The organism is Brevundimonas sp., assembly GCF_041648615.1.
Classification (GTDB): domain Bacteria; phylum Pseudomonadota; class Alphaproteobacteria; order Caulobacterales; family Caulobacteraceae; genus Brevundimonas.
In genome coordinates, this window is record NZ_JBAZOS010000007.1 from 1 (window position 1) to 18,013 (window position 18,013).

Consider the following 18,013-nt stretch of genomic DNA (forward strand, 5'->3'; position numbering starts at 1 on the left):
GCCGCTCCCGCGCCGGTCGTGAGCCGACCGGCCGCCCCGCCGTCTGCGACCACGCCTCGACCCGCTGCGTCGTCAGCCCCGACCACGGCCGCTCCCCCTGTCGTCCGTCCCGCCGCCCCGCCGGCCGCCGCGCCGGCTTCCGCCACGCCGGCCAGCCCCGTCCCGGCCCCGGCGCCGGTTCCGCCGCCTCCGAACGTGTCCACCGTCGCGGTCCTGGACGCCGCGGCCCGTGCGGCCCTGCCGTTCTCCGTCACCCTGCCGCCGGGATTCGAGATCGTCACCGGCCGGCCCGGCCCGGACTTCCGCATCTATACGATCCGTCGCGGCGACCGGTCGTTCGTCATGGTCTATGCCGGGCCCGCTTCCCAGTTCCCGATCTACAGCGGCGAGATGGTCGAGGCGGGCGGCCGCGCCTCGGTGGTTTCGACCGAGGATGGCGTGCGTCACGCGATGGAGCATCTGTTCCAGCGGCCCGATGCTCCGCGCGAAATCCACGTCTGGACCATGAGCCTGGACGGGGCCGACCGCGTCATGGCCGAGGGGATCGCCCAGTCCGTCGACGTGCGCTAGTCCGGGTTCAGGTCTCCGACCACACGGCCAGTTCGTTGCCCGCCGGATCGCGGAAGTGGAACCGCCGTCCGCCGGGGAAGGCGAAGATCGGCTTGACGATGCGCCCACCCGCGGCCTCGACCCTCGCCGCCATGGCCTCGAGATCGTGGGCGAACAGGACGGGCAAGGGCTTTGTTGCAGCCTCGAGGTCCGCGTCGAAACCGCCGTCCAGCCCCTCGTCGAAGGCGGCATAGGACGGACCGTAGTCCTGGAAGGTCCAGCCGAAGGCCGCGCCGTAGAAGGTTTTGACCGCGTCCAGTTCGCCGCCGGGCAGTTCGAGATAATCCAGCTTTCCGTCTTCACGCATCGCCATGCTCCGTTCGAGACGCCATCCGGGTCCGGGCTTGCCATGCGGCGCCTTTCGCGCAAAGCTGAGAATCATTCGCAACACAGGAGCGGTGCGATGATCGTGCTCGGTGTCGGCCAGACCGGCCTTGTTCGTCTGATGGCGAGCGCCGCGCTCGCCCGTCCGGCGGCCCGGCGTCCGGTCCCGCCCGCCCGGCCGGAGCGCCGTCGTCGGCGACGCCCCGGTCAGAGACCTGACCCAGGCCTGGGTGTTCTGGCTTTGCCGCGCCCTCTCCGGCGTCAGTCGGCGTCAGGCCAGCTCCACCGCCACCGCGACGGCCTCGCCGCCGCCGATGCACAGGCTGGCCACGCCCTTCTTGCCGCCGCGCGCCTGCAGCGCCGCCAGCAGGGTGGTCAGGATGCGGGCGCCGGACGCGCCGATCGGATGGCCCAGCGCCGTGGCTCCGCCGTTGACGTTCAGCTTCGCCCGGTCGATGCCCAGGTCGCGCATGGCGATCATGGCCACCACGGCGAAGGCCTCGTTGATCTCCCACAGATCGACGTCCTCGACGCTCCAGCCGGCCTTTTTCAGCGCCTTCTGCATGGCGGGAACGGGGGCCGTCGTGAACAGGCCGGGTTCGTGGGCGTGGGCGGCGTGGCTGACGACGCGCGCCACGATGGGCAGGCCCAGGGCCTTGGCCACGCTCTCGCGCGTCATCACCAGGGCCGCGGCGCCGTCAGAGATCGAGCTGGCGTTGGCGGCGGTGATGGTGCCGTCCTTCGAGAAGGCGGGCTTCAGATTGGGAATCTTCTCCGGCATGGCCTTGCCGGGCTGTTCGTCCTCGGAGACGGTATCGACGCCCTTGCGGGTGGTGACCTCGACGGGCGTGATTTCGGCCTTGAAGGCGCCCGAGGCGATGGCGGCGCGCGCCCGCGTCAGGCTCTCGATGGCGTATTCGTCCTGGGCCTCGCGGGTGAACTGATAGGTCCGGGCCGAGTCCTCGGCGAAATTGCCCATCAGCTTGCCGGGCGTATAGGCGTCCTCGAGGCCGTCCATATACATGCTGTCGACGATCACATCGTGGCCGATGCGGGCCCCGCCGCGATGTTTGGTCATCAGATAGGGCGCGCCGGTCATCGACTCCATGCCGCCCGCCACGATGACGTCGGCGCTGCCGGCGGCCAGCGCGTCCGAAGCCATCATCACCGCCTGCAGGCCCGAGCCGCACATCTTGTTCACCGTCGTCGCCTCGACATGCTGGCCGAGCCCCGCGCCGATCGCCGCCTGACGGGCCGGGGCCTGGCCCAGACCGGCCGGCAGGACGCAGCCCATATAGATCTGCTCGATCTTCGCCGGATCGACGCCCGCGCGCTCGACCGCCGCCTTCACCGCCGTGGCGCCCAGCTCGGTCGCCTTGACGCCGGACAGGGCGCCCTGGAAGCCGCCCATGGGCGTGCGGGCGAAGGAGACGATGACGACGGGATCGGACATGGGAACGCTATCCTTGGGAGGAGAAATTGCGCCGCTGGATGAGCTGCGGCGAGACGGAAGACAAGAGGCTCAGGCCGCCTTTTCGTCGGCCGTCTGGCGCGGCATGACGTCGCCGACGGTCGGGCAGTCCTTGGCGTGGACCAGCTGGATGTCGCGCGGTTTGACGATCTCGTTGCAGTGTCCGCAGGCGATGCGCGGCGCCAGGTCATGACCGCATTCCTTGTGGATCATGGCGAAGCCGGAATCCGTCTCGCCATAGACGTGCCGGGCGCCCCAGGCGTGCAGGGTCACCAGAACGCCGTACAGGTCCTTGCCCTTGGCCGTCAGCCGGTACTCGTTGCGCGGCGGGCGTTCGGAATAGAGGTGGGGCTCCAGAACCCCGTGCTGGACCAGGGTCTTGAGCCGCGCGGCCAGAACGTTGCGGGCGACGCCCAGCCGTTCCTGCCACTGTTCGAACCGGCTGACCCCGTTGAAGGCGTCGCGAATGACCAGCAGGGTCCACGGATCGCCGATGATCTCGAGCGTCGCGGCGATCGAACAGCTCTGGCGAGAGTAGTCTGCGGTGCGTCCCATGATGGGAAAGTGACCCTGCGTCAGCCGTTTGGCAAGAGGGTTGCCAATCTGGACGGACTGGGTCAGTCTTGTTTGGCTACGGAGTCGCCGCGGCGTCTCCCGATCCCCTCGACTTCGGGCGGAGGGCCTCCCCGCCTTCCGCCCGCCCTTTCTCCCGGATATCGACACAGCATGACCCGGACCCTGGCCGAAGCCCTGACCCTGACCGACGACGGCGTGGGTGGACTGACGGCGCGGCTGGACGGCGGATTCTCGAACGCGCCCAGGTCCGCGCCGCAGGAGCGCGGCGCGCCCTTCGGCGGCCTGATGGCGGCGCTGGCCGCCGGCGCCATGCGTCAGGGGTTGGGCGTCGAAGCGCCGCTTCAGAGCCTGACCATCCAGTATCTCGCCGCCGCTCGGTTCGAGGAGGCGGTGTTCACGCCGGTGATGAACCGGGGCGGCCGCAACGTCGCCTACGCCTCCGTCACCGCGGGGCAGGGCGACCGCCTCGCCATCCAGGCCCTCGGCACATACGGCCGCGACGTCGCCGGGCCCGTGCTGACGCCGCTGACGGCGTCACCCCGACCGGTTAACGAGCTTGAGCCGACGCCGCTGGATCCCGTTTTCGGCCCCTGGTTCACGCGGCATATCGATCACCGCTTCGTCGCCGGCCCGAAACTGTTCGGCGAGAACGCCGGTAAGACGCCCGAGCTCGGCTGCTGGATGCGCACCGTCGACGCCGCCCCGCTGGACGAGGCCCGGTTGCTGTTCCTGCTGGACGGCCTGTACCCGACCTATTTCACGGCCTTCCCGGCGCCGCCGATCATTTCGGCCAGCGTCGACCTGCGCGCCGATCTGTTGACCGAACTGACACCGGACACGTCGCCGGAGGGCTGGGCCTACTTCCACTTCACCAGCCGGGACGTTGGAAGCGGCTGGGCGGTCGAGGACGGCGTCGCCTGGGCCCCGGACGGCCGCCCGCTGGCGCTGGTCCGCCAGCGCCGCAAATTGATGCCGACGCGCGGCTGACGCCTGCGTCCGATTCTGACGCAGGCGCATGCTTGGCTGACTTCCGCCGGATCTTTGACAATCGAATCTCACAACCGGGCCCGGTCAAGCGGTCGAAGCGCACTATGCGCACTATGCGCACGGTGTTTTTCAACCGGCTTCGCCGAGGCCGCGCAGCTGGATCAGGGGGATGACGATATCCTCCTCGTCCTCCAGATGGCGCAGCAGGGGGCGAGCGTTTCCATCGATCAGGTCCGACAGCCGGTTGGCCTTGTCGGCGGTGTCCGGCGCCCCGCCGGTCACGGCCTGATGAAACGCCAGACCGTCACGGAACATCGCCTCCAGCGTCTCGTGGATGGCGTCGTGGTCCCGGTCGAGCAGGTCGATCCCCGCGCCGATCTTCGGCTCGATCCGGCGCATCATGGGGAAATACTGACCACTCTCGATGCGGTGGTGGCCGTCGAGGTGCTGCAGGAAGGACTGCAGCGCCGGGATCAGCTGGCGATGCAAGGCCGCGGCGTCCCCGGTGGCTCGCCACTGGCTGATCAGCCCGTCCATAAGGTCCTGATGCCCCCGGAAGCTGGCGTGCATCTGCAGCCAGAAGGCGGCCGTCTCGTCGAGGGTCGAGGCCCAGCGGTCGCGCGGAAAGGCGTCCCGCAGATACAGGAACTCGGCCGGCAGACACGCTCGCGCCGCCAGCGCGTCGGGTGTCTCAGACAACGGCGGTGGTCGTCTTGATGAAGCCGCCGCCCAGCAGGCGGTCGGGATCGGCCGGATCATAGAGGGCGCAGGCCTGACCGGGGGCCACGCCTTCCTCGCCGGTCTCGAACAGCACCGCGACGGCGCCGTCGGCCATCGACAGGCGAGCCGGGGAGGGCGGACGCGTCGAGCGCACGCGGGCCAGCACGGGAGCGCCGGCCTGCGCCGCCGCCTCGATGTCCGCCTCGTCGCCCAGCCAGTTGGTCTCGTCCAGCGTCAGCGACGCCGTAAGCAGGGCTTCGCGCGGGCCGACGATGACATGGCGCTTCGCCGGATCCAGCCGGGTCACGAACAGCGGCTCGCCCACCGCGACGTTCAGACCCCGGCGCTGGCCGATGGTGTAGTCGGTGATGCCCGAATGGCCGCCCAGCACCCGGCCGTCCATATGCACGATGTCGCCGGCCTCACGACCTTGCGGACGCAGCTTGTCGATCAGGGTGCGATAGTCGCCGTTGGGGACGAAGCAGATGTCCTGACTGTCCGGCTTGGCGGCGATGCGCAGGCCCAGCTCCAGAGCCACGCCGCGCACCTGGGGCTTCTCCAGATCGGCCAGCGGGAAGCGCAGATAGTCCAGCTGCTGCGCCGTCGTGGCGAACAGGAAGTAGGACTGGTCGCGCGAATGGTCGATCGCCTTGCGCATCTGGGCCCGGTCGTTGACGACCGAGCGCCGCACATAGTGGCCCGTGGCCATGGCCTCGGCGCCCAGGTCGCGGGCGACGTCCAGCAGGTCGCGGAACTTCACAGTCTGGTTGCAGCGGATGCAGGGCACCGGCGTCTGGCCCGCCAGATAGCTGTCGGCGAACTGGTCGATGACGGCGTCGCGGAACCGGCTTTCGTAGTCGAGGACATAGTGGGGTATGCCCAGCATCTCCGCCGCCAGCCGGGCGTCGTGGATGTCCTGCCCGGCGCAGCAGGCGCCCTTCTTCTTCAGCGCCGCGCCGTGATCATAGAGCTGCAGGGTCACGCCGACGACGTCATAGCCGGCCTTGTGCAGCAGGGCGGCCACCACGGTGGAGTCCACTCCGCCCGACATGGCCGCCACCACCCGCGACCCGACCGGCAGGCCGACGGCCGCGCGCGCGGACTCGATCGCCGCGTCCATGTCGGCCTTGCCGGTCATGGGGGCGATGTCGGGGATCGGGCAGAGGGGCTCGGCGAGCGTCATGGGGCGCTATCTAGTGCGAAACCCGCGCGATTTCGAGGCCGGAGCAAAACAGGGCCGGAAACGACAACGGCCGCCTCCGTTTCCGGAAGCGGCCGCGGTCGGCTCGGGGAGAATGTCTTAGGGGCGGCCGTAGTGCTGGATCCGCGTCGTGCGCAGGCCCTGCATGCCCCATTTGTCGATGGCCTTCTGCCACGCCAGGAATTCCTCGGCCGTCAGACGATAACGCGCGAGCGCGTCGTCCAGGCTGATCAGACCGCCACGCACGGCGGCCACCACTTCTGCCTTGCGGCGGATTACCCAGCGATCGGTATTCGCCGGGGGAAGGTCGTGCATCGTCAGGGGCGTGCCCGTCGGACCGACCACATATTGTTCGCCTCGGCTATTCAGACGTCGCTCTTGCAACATGGGCTTATGCCTCATTGACCACCACCACTATGGGTGAACGGTAGCGGTCTCCGGCTAAGGGCCGTTTAAGCGTTGTGGTGAAGGAAAGCCTAAAATGCCTTCCGTCCACCCTCTCAATATTCAACAATGGATTCATTGAGGTTTACGGCCCGTTACTCAGGTATCAGCGTTTTATGCTGATCAGCTCGGCCAGCATTTCGTCGGCCGTGGTGATGATCTTGGAAGACGCCGAATAGGCGCGCTGGGTGGTGATCAGGCCGGTGAACTCGGCCGACAGATCGACGGTCGAGGCTTCCAGCTGGGATGCGCCGATCAGCCCGGCGCCGCCGGTTCCCGCGGCCTTGAGGTTGTAGGTGCCCGATCCCTGGCTGACCCGATAGGCGTTGCCCGAGGTCTGGGACAGGCTGTCCGGGCTGGGGAAGGTGGCCAGGGCGATCTGGGCGATCCGGCGCGTGACGCCGTTGTCGAAGATGGCGGTGACGAAGCCGGTGTCGTCGATCTTGACCTCGGACAGGTTGCCGAAGGCGGTGCCGTTGGTCAGCACGGCCTGCACCACCGAGGCGCTGTCATACTGCGTCAGGCCCCCGGCGGAGGCCGACAGGTCGAAGGCCAGCGACTGGTCGTCGATGCCCAGGCCCGGCGCCCAGTTGAAGCCGCCGGCCGCCGGCGCCGCACTGTCGGAGGACCCGAAGGTCAACGTCGCGGCGGTGGGGTCGGGGAACAGGGCCTGGGCGCCGAGGGCGGCCATGGCGTCGACATCCAGCCGGCCGTCCTGGGTGAAGGCCACCAGACCGGTCTTGAGCTGGCCATTGGCCAGGCCCGCGCCGGTGACGACGTCCGACGCCGGTATGGCGCGGATCTCGGAGTACCACTGGTTCGGCACCGTGCTCTTCAGGAAGGCGATCGCGACAGTGCGCTGGCCGCCCTTGGAGTCAGAGACGGGGATGGTCAGCTCGAAGTCGGGTTTGACGCCCGCGCCGGTTTCAGGGTCCCACATGGCCATCGAGTTGGTCGTGGGATTGTAGGCGTTGGCGCCCGGGGGGATGGCCGCGGCGTCCGTCGCTTCGGCCGAGACCAGCTGGCTGGACTTGATGTTGGCGTTCAACTGGATGCGGGTGGTGGCTTCGGCCGTGCCGCCGACCGAGCCGACGTTGATGGTGCGCAGGCGGTTCAGGTCCGACGGATCAGTGGCGATATTGCCTTCCGCATCGACGGGCCAGCCCTGCAGATACAGGCCGGCGGTGTTCTTCAGATAGCCCATGTTGTCCACGCTGAAGGCGCCGGCCCGGGTGAACAGGCGGCTGTCCGTGACCTGCAGGTTCTCGGGTTTCTCGGTGACGACGAAAAAGCCCTGTCCCGCGATGCCCAGATCGGTGGCGGACGTGGTCCGCTGCAACTGTCCGGCCTGGCTGGTGTAGTGGCGCGCCGAGGCCAGGACGCCGCCGGCGGAATAGCCTGCGCCTTGGGACTGGCTGTTGATCACGGTCTGGAACTCGCCGGCGGTGCGTTTGTAGCCGACGGTGTTCACATTCGCGATGTTCTGCGAGATCGCCGCCAGGGCGGCGGAGTTTGCGGTCAGGCCGGACACGCCAGCCAGTAGTGCGCTGTTGATACTCATGGCGCGGGCTCCTTATGAGAACAGGTTCAAGGTATTGCGGAGGGAGGCAGGCGGACGCATCAGGCCGCCAGGTCTTCGGACGGGGCTCTGGCTTCTTCCAGGGCGATGACGGTGGACAGCGGCACGATCGAGTTGCCGACCGTCAGGAAGGCCTCGCCCTCGTACATTTCGACGCCGGTGATGCGGCCGCGGGTCAGGACCTGGGCGTCGACGGCGCCGCCCGTCGCGTTCCTGGCGACGATCTTCAGCGTGTAGACCTGACCGTCCTGCCCGTCGTTTCCGGTCGTGGCCTCGCCGTCCCAGGTGAAGTCATGCATCCCGGTGGTTTTCGCCGGCGCGTCGCCGGACCAGACCACATTGCCGGAGCCGTCCAGCACCTGCAGCGTGGCCGAGGCGGCGTTCGCGCCCAGCTCATAGCTCCAGCTCGCCTCGCCGCCGGCCATCTTGGTCGCCGACCAGGCCGCGGTGGCTTCCTTGCCGATATAGGTGGCCGCGCCGGCCAGATCGCCCCCGGCCTGGGTCGAAACCAGGCTCTTCAGCAGTTCGTTGGTCAGCAACTGCTGCTCCACGCCGGCCATCTGGGTCAGCTGAGCGGTGAACTGGTTGGAGTCGACGGGCGACAACGGGTCCTGGTTTTTCAACTGCGATGTCAGCAGCGCCAGGAAGGTCTCGAAATTCGAGGCCAGCATGCCGCTGCCGGCGGCGATCCGGTCCGTGGCGTTGTTGGTGGTGGTGGTGACGGCGTCGACCATCGATCAGACCTTCAAGTCCACGCCCGCGGGCGAGAGGGAGAGCGCCATCCAGCGGGGAGGCTGGGCGACGTCGATTTCCGCGTTCAGGCGGGCGGCGGCGGTGAAGGCGCGGTTCTGGCCTTCACGGGCGTCCTGTCCACGGTCGAAGCCGCTGGACCCGCTGTCACGCTCGGCGAACTCGAAAGCGTCTTCGGCCAGGTGGAAGCCGGCGTCCTCCAGCTCGCGCCGCAGGTCGTCGACCCGACCGCGCAGGTCGGTGGCCGCGGCGGGGTTATCGAATGCGAGCCGGGCGGCGAGCCGACCTTCCGAGTCGATGTCCAGTTTCACATCCACCCGACCGAGGTCGTCGGGGGTCAGGGCCATTTCGAACCGCGTCGAGCGGCCTTCCAGCTTGCGCAAAATCTGGGCGGCGATCTGGGCCGTGGCGTCGATTGTGGCGCGCGACAGGCCGGAGAGGCTTGTTTCACGGGCTTGAGCCGTCGAGGTGTTCGCGGCGGCCACGTTCTCGCCCGCGGGCGCGGCGTCGATCGAGGGGCCGTCCGATCCTGCTACGCTGTCGGCGGCTGGCTTCGGCGCCGGCTGGGCCGGTTCAGCCGACCGCTCGGGGCTGGAACGGGCGAGGGAGCCAGCCGCCGTGGCGTCCTTCGCTTCGGTGGTTCCCGCGCTGGAAGCCGAGATGTCGGCGGCCTTGTCGACGGGCGCATCCAGCGGTCGCGAAGTCCGTTCGGCCAAGGCGCGCAGTGGCGGCGGGGGGGGCTGGAGGGCTGTCTGGCCCGAAGTGACGCCTGCGGCGGCGGTAGCGGCGGCCATCGCCGCCTTCGCGTCGGCGGTCGCAGCCGAGGCGTCGATGTCGACCGCGGCGTCGGCATCCGGAGCGGCTGAAGCGACTGGCGGCGCCGCTTGCCGGGCGGGCACGGACCCGTCGCTGGTCTCCGGCATGACAGACGAGGCCAGCTGGGCGCCGCTGTTCTGCAAAAGGGAAGAAAAGTCTGTTTCCGGGGCGATGGACGCGACGGGAATTTCGACAGCAGCGGCGGCCTGGCCTTCAGGCGCCGGCGCGACCGCGACCGCGACCGGGACCGGGACCGGGACCGGGACGGGGACGGGGACGGGGACGGGGACGGGGACGGGGACGGGCGGCATGACGGTCGCCGGAGCGGGCTCGCCACCATCGTTGGCGGGAGCGACCATCAGATCGTCGGTCTTGCCGTGTTCCGCGTCATTCTCGAGGCAGGTCGCCAGCAGGCTCCTGAATCCGGATGCGTCCTCGGCGCCGGTCGACCCTTGCGGGGCGCTGACTTTGGCGGACGCGATGAAGGATGGCAGAGCGAGGGCGGACATTGTCCCGGGGGGATGGTCGCAAGGGCGATGGTGGCTTGGGCGCTTGCTGCGCCGGACATTCAGACCCCATGGCGCAAGTCGCGGGCCAAACCGGGCCGCAGTTGGAAGTTGCGGAAAAGACAGGACAAAAGGAATCCCCCCGAGGGATGTCGTCGCCTTGCGTCCGGTCGAAACTTGCCGCGTGCCGACGATTCTTGCCCGGCGCCAGCGACGTCTACCGGTCCGGCCGCGGCTGGCCCGGCCCTTGCGCTCCTGAGTGATCATGACCCAGGCGCGAAACGCGATAGCGCGTAAAATCAAAGGCTTGCCGCACCTGCCCTCGCGGGACGCCGGGCAAAAAGCGCTCGTTGGCTGGCAGGGCTTGCCGGGCGCCGTCCGTATGGAGGCCGCTGGATGTCGCTGAACGCCATCATGAACACGGCGACTTCGGGACTGGCCACGGCCCAGACCCAGTTGCGCGTCGTTTCGGACAATGTCTCCAACGTCAACACGCCCGGCTATGTCCGCAAGATCGCCGATCAGACCACCATGACCAGCCAGGGCATGGGCTCGGGCGTCGAGGTGTCGCGCATCCGTCTGGCGACCGACCGCTTCCTGCAGGCCGCCAGCCTGAACGCAGGCGCCAACGCCGCGCGCGAAAGCGTGCGTTACGAACTGTATGACCGCATCCAGTCGCTGTTCGGCGACCCGGGCGGCGACACCGGCTTCTTCTCCCAGGTCGACGGCGTGTTTTCGGCCTTCGCCGCCAGCGCCGAGGACCCGACCTCATCTCCGCGCCGCCAGGACGCCCTGTTCAAGACCCAGGCCCTGTTCGACGAGGCGGGGCGCATCGGCAAGCAGATCCAGGCCGTCCGCGAGGACGCCGACGGCCGGATTCAGAGCGCGGTGGAAAAGACCAACGGCCTGCTCAAACAGATCGAGAGCCTGAACCTCGAAATCGCCCGCGCAACGGCCGTGAGCGGCGACGCCTCGGGCGCCGAAACGGCCCAGTCGGCCTTGATCGGACAGTTGGCGGAGCTGGTCGACATCCGGGTTTCGGTCCGATCCGTCGGCGGCGTGTCGATCCGCACAGGGTCCGGCACCCTGCTGGCCGGGGAAGGCGCGGCGACCCTGGATTACAACCGGGCCGGCACGGTCACCGGCGAGACCGCCTTCAACGACATCTGGATCACGGAGCCTGGCGGCCAGAAGCGTTCCTTGCTGGACAGCGTCACCTCGGGCGAGATCAAGGGTCTCGTCGAATTGCGCGACGTCGAGGCGCCGGCGGCCGCCGAGCGGCTGGCTGAACTGGTGTCCCATGTCGCCGACGAATTGAACCGGGCGCACAACGCCAACGCTTCCGTGCCCGCCCCGACAAGCCTGACCGGACGCAATGTGGGCCAGTCGTTCGAGAGCGCCATCGCCGGCTTCACGGGCCGGACGACGGTGGCGGTGATCAATGCCGCAGGCGTCATCCAGACCCGGGCCGACATCGTCTTCTCCGGCGCGACCATGACGGTGAACGGCGTGGCCACTACGCCCGCCAACTTTCTCACCGAGCTGAACACCCAACTGGGCGGATCGGCCACCGCCAGCTTCGCCAATGGCCGCCTCAGCATCACCGCCACCACGCCGAATGGCGTCGCCGTGGCCGACGATGCGACGGCCCCCTCTGACAAGGCCGGTCGGGGCTTCTCGCACTATTTCGGCCTGAACGACCTGATATCGACTGACCGCCCGGCCTTTTATGACAACGGCCTGACGGTGAGCTCTCCGCACGGCTTTACGGCCGGTGAGACACTGACCTTCCGTTTCACCGGCGAGACCGGGGCGAAACTGCGTGATATCGCGGTTTCGGTTCCCCCCGGCGGGACGGTCGGCGATCTGATCAACCGCCTCAACGACCCGGCGCTCGGCGTCGGCCGCTTCGGCGCCTTCTCGCTGGCGGCCGACGGCTGCCTGAGCTTCACGGGCTACGGCAATCCGGCCCCGACCCTCAGCGTCCTGGCGGATACGACGACCCAGGTCCCGTCGGGCGTGTCGGTCACCGAGCTGTTCGGCATCGCCGGGGGAGTCCGGTCTTCGCGCGCGGACGGCTTCTCGCTGCGCACCGACATCCGGCAGACCCCGTCGAAGCTGGCTCTCGCGCAACTCAACCTGTCGGCGGCCGCGGGCACTCCGGCGCTCAGCACGGGCGACGGCCGCGGCGCGCTCGTCCTGGCCGACGCCGGAGAGCGGTCGGCCAATTTCCAGCCGGCGGGCGGATCCACGGGGGGGACGATATCGGTGTCCCGCTACGCCTCGGAACTGTCCGGCGAGATCGGCGGCCGCGCGGCGGCGGCCAAGAACCGCCAGGAGACGTCGGCCGCCCTGTATACCGAGGCCAGCTCCCGCCAGACTGCGTACGAGGGCGTCAACCTGGACGAGGAGCTGGTGCTGATGACGACCTACCAACAGGCCTTCAACGCGTCCGCCCGCCTGATCCAGGCCTGCAAGGACATGTACGACACGCTGATGGGGATAGTCTGATGACCCGCGTCGCCACTTTTGGAAACTATCAGTCAGCCCTGCTGAACCTGATGAACACCCAGATCCGCTCGGCTGAAGCGCAGGAGCGTGTGTCGACCCAGAAGAACGCCACAGACCTGACGGGGTTTGGCCGCCAGTCCGAAACGCTGACGGCGCTGAAGGGCGCGCAGAGCCGCATTCAGGGCTTTATCGACACGGCCGAAGCCGTGACGTCGCGGCTGACAACCCAGGATCTGGCCATGAACCAGATCAACGACGGCATCAGCGGCCTGCGCGAAGCGATCGGAGATGCGCTGTCCACCGATTCCGCCGGGTCGCTCATGCTGGAGATGGAAGGCAATTTCCAGTCAATCCGGGGCGGCCTGAACATGCGGCACCAGGGCGGCTACCTGTTCGCCGGCGCCTCAACCACGACCGCGCCGCTCGACGCCGCCAACCTGAGCGAATTGTCCGCCGCGCCCAGCGTCGCCTCCGTGTTCCGGAACGACACCCTGAAGACGGCCAGCCGCGTCGCGGACGGAACGACGCTGGAAACCGGCTTCCTCGCCGACGAACTGGGTACGGATGTACTGACCATCCTTCGCGACGTGCAGAATTTCCACGCCACGATCGGGCAGGGGCCGCTGACCGGCAAGCTGACCGAGGCGCAGAAGACCTTCCTGACCACCCAGCTCAGCCGGCTGGAACAGGCCGGCACGGCGGTCATCGACAAGGTCGCCAAGACCGGCTCGCTGGCCAAGCAGGTGGAAAGCATCTCGACCGGCCACACAGCCCAGAAGAATGCCCTGGATGAACTGGTGTCAGGCCGGACGGATGCGGACATGGCCAAGGCGGTGACCGATCTGCAATTGTCGCAGATCGCCATAGAGGCTTCGGCGCAGGTCATCAGCCAGCTGCGTCAAGTGTCGCTTCTCAACTATCTGAGCTGACGCGACAAATCGCCGTTACGGCCCGGCAAGGTTGCGACCACCAACGAGGGCGAGCAGGCGAGCGCCCAGCCTGATGGCACGCGCCTCGCGTCGAGGATCCGAAACGCGTCCGGAGGTTGCTCTTGTCCGTAAACGCCTGAAACCGTGGCTGAACGAATACGACCGGGCTGCGTTGTGGTGTCTGCCCCAGCTTTGACGTTCGGCCGGCGTAGGCAAAATGGACGGCGCAATCTAGGTAGGGGCATGGCCGCAGCGGATTTCCAGATCGACGACGGCGGGCCGGGCCTGACCCTGCGTCTGACCGGCGACTGGACGGCGACCGAGTTGGGGCGGATTTCGCGCCGCCTCGACGAGGAGTTGCATGACCGGAAGGTCGAGGCGGTCGACCTGTCCGACATGGGTCGCTTCGACACCGCCGGGGCCCTGGCCCTAGTCCAGGCCCACAACTGCGTCTTGCCCACGTCCGCCTGGACCCAGCGTCCCGAGGCCGGCCGAACCTTCGCAATGGTGGCGAAGCTGGAGCGTGAAAGCGCCGTCCCGCCGAAGCAGTCGCCCGGATGGGTGCGCGGCTTCGCCAAGGTCGGCCGCGGCGTGGGCGATATCGCGGCCGAAGCTACGCTGTCGATGGCTTTCTTCGGTCGGCTGATCGTGGCGGTCGGAACGGCCCTGCGCCATCCCGGACGGATTCGCTGGGCTGCATGGTTCAGCCAGGGCGAGCGGTCGGGTCTGGATGCAATTCCCATCATCGCCACGACGAATTTCTTCATCGGCGCGGTTATCGCCTTTCTGGGCGCCAATCTGCTGACCCAGTTCGGCGCCGGCGTCTTCACCGTGCAGTTGGTCGCGGTCTCGGTGCTGCGCGAGTTCGCGGTGGTCATCACCTCCGTGCTGCTGGCCGGGCGGTCATCCTCGTCATTCGCGGCCGAGATCGGCTCGATGCGGATGAACCAGGAGGTCGACGCCATGCAGGTGATGGGGGTCAATCCGTTCCAGGCGCTGGTGATCCCTCGCCTCGCCGCGATGCTCGCCATGCTGCCGTTGCTGACCTTCGTCGGCATGATCGCCGGCCTGTTCGGCGGGCTGATCGTCACCTGGGCCGAGCTGGGCTACGGGCCAGCCTTCTTCATCCAGCGCATGACCGAAGATTCGAAGATGAGCACCCACCTCGGGGTCGGGCTGCTCAAGGCGCCGGTCTTTGCCGTGGTCATCGCGGCGATTGGCTGCCGCCAGGGCATGTCGGTTGCGGGCGACGTCGAGAGCCTCGGCCGCCGGGTCACCGCCGCCGTGGTCCAGGCCATCTTCGCCATCATCTTCCTGGACGCCGTCTTCGCGATGATCTTCCTGGAGTTGAACTGGTGACCGCCCTGGCCGCAACCCCGGCGACCGCCCCCGAATACATGATCGAGGTGCGCGGCCTGCTGAGCCAGTTCGGAGAGCGGATTATCCACGAAAACCTCGACCTCGTCGTCGAGCGCGGCGAGGTGCTGGGCGTCGTTGGAGGCTCCGGTTCCGGCAAGACGGTTCTGCTGAACTCGATCATCGGCCTCAAGGAGCCCGAGGGCGGCTCGGTCAGCATCCTGGGCTACGACCGCGCCACCATGACCGCGGCTGAGGAGGGCGACGTCGAACGCCGAACGGGGATCCTGTTCCAGCAGGGCGCCCTGTTCTCCGCGCTGAGCGTGATCGAGAATGTCGCCTCGCCGCTGGTCGAACACACCCGCCTGCCCAAGACCGTCATCCGCGAACTGGCCGAGATGAAGATCGCCATGGTCGGCTTGAAGCCGGAATCGCACCATCTGAAGCCCGCCGAACTGTCCGGCGGCATGCGCAAGCGCGTCGGCCTGGCGCGCGCCCTGGCGCTGGATCCGGAACTGCTGTTCCTCGACGAACCGACCGCCGGCCTCGACCCCATCGGCGCCGCGGCCTTTGATGACCTGATCCGGCGGCTGGCTGACGATCTCGGGTTGACGGTGTTCATGATCACCCACGACCTCGACAGTCTGTACGCCATTACCGACAAGGTGGCGGTGGTCGCCGACAAACGCATTGTGGCCAAGGCGACGGTTCAGGAGCTCGAGCGTTCTGATCATCCCTGGATCAAGGAATATTTTCTGGGGCCGCGCGGTCGCGCTGCCGACAGAGCCGCCTGAGGAGAGCGGACCCGATGGAACGAGACGCCCATTACGCCGCCGTCGGCATCGCCACCATCGCCCTTCTGGCGGCGCTGGCGGTGTTCAGCATCTGGCTGGCCCGCCTGCAGTTCAACAACGATTACGACGTCTATGACATCGTCTTCTACGGGCCGGTGCGCGGATTGTCCGAGGGGGGTGAAGTCCACTTCAACGGCATCCGCGTCGGCGAGGTGACCGACCTGAATCTCGACCCCAAGAAGGGCGACCAGGTCATCGCCCGCATCCGGGTGGACGGCACGACGCCGGTGCGCGTGACCTCGCGCGCCCAGCTGGAGCCGCAGGGCATCACCGGCCTGAACTACATCCAGATCACGGCCGGCAACCCGCAGAGCGCGATCCTGAAGACCCAGTATCCCGACAATGTCGTGCCCGTGATCCAGAGCCAGCCGTCGCCGATCGCCGAGCTGCTCAGCGGCTCGGGTACGGTGCTGGCCCAGACGGTGGATGCGCTGAACCGGATCAACCGGGTGCTGTCGGATGACAACATCCGCTCCTTCTCGACCAGCGTGAAGAACGTTGAGGCCCTGTCCAGCGAGCTCGAGGCGCGCAAGGGAATGTTCGCCCAGCTCGAGCAGGCGCTGACCAAGGCCAACGCGGCGATCGGCGAATACCAGGCCCTGGGCGTCAGCGCCCGTCAGCTGGTCGAGGGCGACGGCCGTCAGGCCATCGCCAACATCAACCGGGCGGCCGATCAGGCGGCGGAGGCCGCGACAGCGGCCAACCGCACCATCAGCGGGCTTGAGCGGCCGGTGAACGACTTCGCCACCACCGGCCTGCCCCAGCTGCAGCAGTCGATCCAGAGCCTGGAAGACGCCACCCGGGCGCTTGAAGGCCTGGTGGAGGAGGTGCGGTCCAGCCCGCGCGACTTCATCGGCCGCGCGCCGACCAAGGAAATGGAGGTCCAGCCGTGATCCGTTCGTCCCTCATCCGGCTGACCGCCGTCGGCGTCGCCGCGTCCATGCTCGCGGGCTGCGCCCTGCTGAGTTCACCCGATCCCGTCCAGACCTACCGGTTCGGCGGTCCCGCGCCGGTGGTGTCGGAGAGCGTCGGATCCACGGCGACGGCGATCGCGCTGCGGCGGGTCGAGTTCCCGGAGGCGGTCGAGGGCGACCGTCTGCTGGGCGTCACCGGCACGGAGACTGCCTACATCAAGGGCGCGCGCTGGGTGTCGCCGGCGGCCGACCTGTACATGGAGAGCCTGGAGAACGCCTTCGCCGGTCAGGCCACGCGGGTGCGGCTGGTCGGCGCCCGCGAGATTGTCCGGGGCGGCCGCAGCCTCGACATCGACATGCGCGCCTTCGAGGCCCGCTATGACGCGCCCGGCGTCGCGCCCACCGTGGTCATCACGGCCCGCGCGCGGGTGACGACGCTGCCGGAGCGCAATGTCGCCGCCGAGCGGATGTTCAGCGTCGAGCAGCCGGCCTCGGAGAACCGGGTGTCTTCCATAGTCGAGGCCTTTGATGTCGCCACGCGCGATCTGAACACCCAGATCGTGGCCTGGACCGAAGCCAATGCGGGCGGACGCTAGAGCGGCGTCCTGAGGGCGGCCAGCCGGCCTTCGACATCGTTTCGGCGCGCGCCCAGCGCCTTCAGTTCGGCGAGGGTCCGGTCGAGACGGGCCAACACCTGATCACGGCTGCGCGCCAGCCGTTCCGCGTCGGGCCGGATGCGGCGCGGCCGCTTTCCGGAGAGGCCCAGCGCCTCGCGCCAGTCGTCGCGCCAGGCGGTCAGGCCTTCGCCGCACGTCCTGAGGGCTTCCGAGGCGCGGGCGTCGGCGTTCTGGGCGCTCCGGATCAACGGCAGGGACTGGAGGGCGGCGGCGCGACAGTCGTCGAGCGTCGCCTTGCGGGCTTTCAGCGGGTGGGGAGGGCCGTCCTCGGCCGGCGCCTGGCCGGTCAGCCGACGCGCGGCGGCGGCGAGGTGGGCGTCGAGATCGGCGACGGCGTCGCGAAGCTCGCCCCACAGGGTCTCGAGGGCGCCCGAGCGGCGGGCGGCGGCCTCGGTCCATTCGGGCAGGGCGGCGACGCTGTCGGTCAGGCGGGCGGCCGCGTCGCGGTACGCCGCGCGGAACCGCTTCAACCGCTTGCCGCGGCTGTCGAAGAGGCTGGCGAGGCCCCGGCGGCGCTCCAGCGCCCGGGGCTGCAAGGCTTCGATCAGGGAGCGCGTGCCGGCCAGGCTGTCGGCGACGCCGGCCAGGTCGCCGACGCGGGCCGCGGCGAGAGCCCGCTCGAGCCGTTCGACGGCGGCGGCGCGGGCGGGCTCGCCGAAGGCATGGGCGGTCGCCTCGTCCCAGGCCGCATGGATGGCGGCCACGCGGGCCGCATCGGGTTCGGGCGCATGGCCGAACCAGCGATAGGATCCGTCCGCCATGACTTCTGCTCCACCCACGCCGGCTCTG

General features: G+C 68.6%; 19 protein-coding genes. 8 read left to right on the plus strand and 11 right to left on the minus strand.

Translation table 11 applies throughout. The annotated features are described in order from the left end of the window. Positions 1 to 203: hypothetical protein (locus WC555_RS04780; protein ID WP_373251629.1), on the minus strand; the 203-nt coding region annotated here is incomplete at its 3' end. Here WC555_RS04780 and WC555_RS04785 point away from each other — a divergent pair. Continuing rightward, positions 196 to 570 (plus strand): hypothetical protein, encoded by a 375-nt coding sequence (locus WC555_RS04785; RefSeq protein ID WP_373251631.1) that lies wholly within the window; start codon positions 196 to 198, stop codon positions 568 to 570. The two genes, WC555_RS04780 and WC555_RS04785, sit on opposite strands and share 8 nt — an antisense overlap. 7 nt (positions 571 to 577) lie before the next feature. On the opposite strand, the gene WC555_RS04790 is transcribed toward WC555_RS04785, so the two are convergent. From WC555_RS04790 to WC555_RS04800, 3 genes are all read right to left on the minus strand, one after another. After that, the gene (locus WC555_RS04790) at positions 578 to 916 is read right to left on the minus strand and encodes a VOC family protein (protein WP_373251633.1); all 339 of its coding nucleotides are present in this window, start codon (positions 914 to 916) and stop codon (positions 578 to 580) included. A gap of 288 nt (positions 917 to 1,204) precedes the next feature. Then, entirely contained in the window at positions 1,205 to 2,386 is a 1,182-nt protein-coding gene (locus WC555_RS04795) for an acetyl-CoA C-acyltransferase (protein WP_373251635.1), read from the minus strand. 69 nt (positions 2,387 to 2,455) lie between these two features. Continuing rightward, positions 2,456 to 2,959 carry a winged helix-turn-helix transcriptional regulator gene (locus WC555_RS04800; RefSeq protein ID WP_373251638.1) on the minus strand — a complete coding sequence of 168 codons (504 nt, stop codon included), beginning with the start codon at positions 2,957 to 2,959 and terminating at the stop codon, positions 2,456 to 2,458. A 171-nt stretch (positions 2,960 to 3,130) separates the two neighbouring features. Between WC555_RS04800 and WC555_RS04805 the strand changes: the two genes are divergently transcribed. Further along, entirely contained in the window at positions 3,131 to 3,967 is an 837-nt protein-coding gene (locus WC555_RS04805) for an acyl-CoA thioesterase (protein ID WP_373251640.1), read from the plus strand. Positions 3,968 to 4,096: 129 nt separating this feature from the next. On the opposite strand, the gene WC555_RS04810 is transcribed toward WC555_RS04805, so the two are convergent. The 6 genes from WC555_RS04810 to WC555_RS04835 form a co-directional block, all read right to left on the minus strand. Continuing rightward, positions 4,097 to 4,666: a hemerythrin domain-containing protein gene (locus tag WC555_RS04810; protein ID WP_373251642.1), complete on the minus strand. Its 570-nt coding sequence runs from the start codon at positions 4,664 to 4,666 to the stop codon at positions 4,097 to 4,099. After that, positions 4,659 to 5,870 (minus strand): tRNA 2-thiouridine(34) synthase MnmA, encoded by a 1,212-nt coding sequence (gene mnmA / locus WC555_RS04815; protein ID WP_373251644.1) that lies wholly within the window; start codon positions 5,868 to 5,870, stop codon positions 4,659 to 4,661. Before mnmA ends, WC555_RS04810 begins: the two co-directional genes overlap by 8 nt. A 117-nt stretch (positions 5,871 to 5,987) precedes the next feature. Next, positions 5,988 to 6,275 (minus strand): DUF1153 domain-containing protein, encoded by a 288-nt coding sequence (locus WC555_RS04820; protein WP_055831520.1) that lies wholly within the window; start codon positions 6,273 to 6,275, stop codon positions 5,988 to 5,990. A 163-nt stretch (positions 6,276 to 6,438) separates the two neighbouring features. Beyond that, entirely contained in the window at positions 6,439 to 7,893 is a 1,455-nt protein-coding gene (flgE, locus tag WC555_RS04825) for a flagellar hook protein FlgE (RefSeq protein ID WP_373251646.1), read from the minus strand. 59 nt (positions 7,894 to 7,952) lie between these two features. After that, entirely contained in the window at positions 7,953 to 8,645 is a 693-nt protein-coding gene (locus tag WC555_RS04830; RefSeq protein WP_373251647.1) for a flagellar hook assembly protein FlgD, read from the minus strand. Between the two features lie 3 nt (positions 8,646 to 8,648). Continuing rightward, positions 8,649 to 9,986 (minus strand): flagellar hook-length control protein FliK, encoded by a 1,338-nt coding sequence (locus tag WC555_RS04835; RefSeq protein ID WP_373251648.1) that lies wholly within the window; start codon positions 9,984 to 9,986, stop codon positions 8,649 to 8,651. Between the two features lie 393 nt (positions 9,987 to 10,379). On the opposite strand from WC555_RS04835, the gene flgK reads away from it, so the two are divergent. The 6 genes from flgK to WC555_RS04865 all read left to right on the plus strand — a co-directional run bounded on the left by flgK (position 10,380) and on the right by WC555_RS04865 (position 17,143). Further along, positions 10,380 to 12,494: a flagellar hook-associated protein FlgK gene (flgK, locus tag WC555_RS04840; RefSeq protein ID WP_373251650.1), complete on the plus strand. Its 2,115-nt coding sequence runs from the start codon at positions 10,380 to 10,382 to the stop codon at positions 12,492 to 12,494. Then, complete coding sequence (locus WC555_RS04845) at positions 12,494 to 13,423, plus strand: flagellin (RefSeq protein ID WP_373251651.1); 930 nt, start codon at positions 12,494 to 12,496, stop codon at positions 13,421 to 13,423. The genes flgK and WC555_RS04845 overlap by 1 nt, the downstream gene beginning before the upstream one ends. 243 nt (positions 13,424 to 13,666) lie before the next feature. Then, positions 13,667 to 14,782, plus strand: a complete 1,116-nt coding sequence (locus tag WC555_RS04850; RefSeq protein ID WP_373251653.1) for an MlaE family lipid ABC transporter permease subunit — start codon at positions 13,667 to 13,669, stop codon at positions 14,780 to 14,782. A gap of 38 nt (positions 14,783 to 14,820) precedes the next feature. Continuing rightward, positions 14,821 to 15,573, plus strand: coding sequence for an ABC transporter ATP-binding protein (locus WC555_RS04855; RefSeq protein WP_373251769.1), 753 nt, complete (start codon positions 14,821 to 14,823; stop codon positions 15,571 to 15,573). Between the two features lie 14 nt (positions 15,574 to 15,587). Continuing rightward, entirely contained in the window at positions 15,588 to 16,526 is a 939-nt protein-coding gene (locus WC555_RS04860; RefSeq protein WP_373251655.1) for an MlaD family protein, read from the plus strand. Next, complete coding sequence (locus WC555_RS04865) at positions 16,523 to 17,143, plus strand: ABC-type transport auxiliary lipoprotein family protein (protein WP_373251657.1); 621 nt, start codon at positions 16,523 to 16,525, stop codon at positions 17,141 to 17,143. The genes WC555_RS04860 and WC555_RS04865 overlap by 4 nt, the downstream gene beginning before the upstream one ends. On the opposite strand, the gene WC555_RS04870 is transcribed toward WC555_RS04865, so the two are convergent. Then, entirely contained in the window at positions 17,140 to 17,985 is an 846-nt protein-coding gene (locus WC555_RS04870; RefSeq protein WP_373251660.1) for a hypothetical protein, read from the minus strand. The two genes, WC555_RS04865 and WC555_RS04870, sit on opposite strands and share 4 nt — an antisense overlap. Positions 17,986 to 18,013: the final 28 nt, after the last annotated feature.

Coding starts and splice junctions, on each gene's coding strand:
- WC555_RS04795 (WP_373251635.1), bottom strand. CDS start 2,386: ATGTCCGATCCCGTCGTCATCGTCTCCTTCGCCCGCACGCCCATGGGC.
- mnmA (WP_373251644.1), bottom strand. CDS start 5,870: ATGACGCTCGCCGAGCCCCTCTGCCCGATCCCCGACATCGCCCCCATG.
- WC555_RS04820 (WP_055831520.1), bottom strand. CDS start 6,275: ATGTTGCAAGAGCGACGTCTGAATAGCCGAGGCGAACAATATGTGGTC.
- WC555_RS04835 (WP_373251648.1), bottom strand. CDS start 9,986: ATGTCCGCCCTCGCTCTGCCATCCTTCATCGCGTCCGCCAAAGTCAGC.
- WC555_RS04805 (WP_373251640.1), top strand. CDS start 3,131: ATGACCCGGACCCTGGCCGAAGCCCTGACCCTGACCGACGACGGCGTG.
- WC555_RS04850 (WP_373251653.1), top strand. CDS start 13,667: ATGGCCGCAGCGGATTTCCAGATCGACGACGGCGGGCCGGGCCTGACC.
- WC555_RS04870 (WP_373251660.1), bottom strand. CDS start 17,985: ATGGCGGACGGATCCTATCGCTGGTTCGGCCATGCGCCCGAACCCGAT.
- flgE (WP_373251646.1), bottom strand. CDS start 7,893: ATGAGTATCAACAGCGCACTACTGGCTGGCGTGTCCGGCCTGACCGCA.
- WC555_RS04790 (WP_373251633.1), bottom strand. CDS start 916: ATGCGTGAAGACGGAAAGCTGGATTATCTCGAACTGCCCGGCGGCGAA.
- WC555_RS04845 (WP_373251651.1), top strand. CDS start 12,494: ATGACCCGCGTCGCCACTTTTGGAAACTATCAGTCAGCCCTGCTGAAC.
- WC555_RS04800 (WP_373251638.1), bottom strand. CDS start 2,959: ATGGGACGCACCGCAGACTACTCTCGCCAGAGCTGTTCGATCGCCGCG.
- WC555_RS04830 (WP_373251647.1), bottom strand. CDS start 8,645: ATGGTCGACGCCGTCACCACCACCACCAACAACGCCACGGACCGGATC.
- WC555_RS04855 (WP_373251769.1), top strand. CDS start 14,821: ATGATCGAGGTGCGCGGCCTGCTGAGCCAGTTCGGAGAGCGGATTATC.
- flgK (WP_373251650.1), top strand. CDS start 10,380: ATGTCGCTGAACGCCATCATGAACACGGCGACTTCGGGACTGGCCACG.
- WC555_RS04860 (WP_373251655.1), top strand. CDS start 15,588: ATGGAACGAGACGCCCATTACGCCGCCGTCGGCATCGCCACCATCGCC.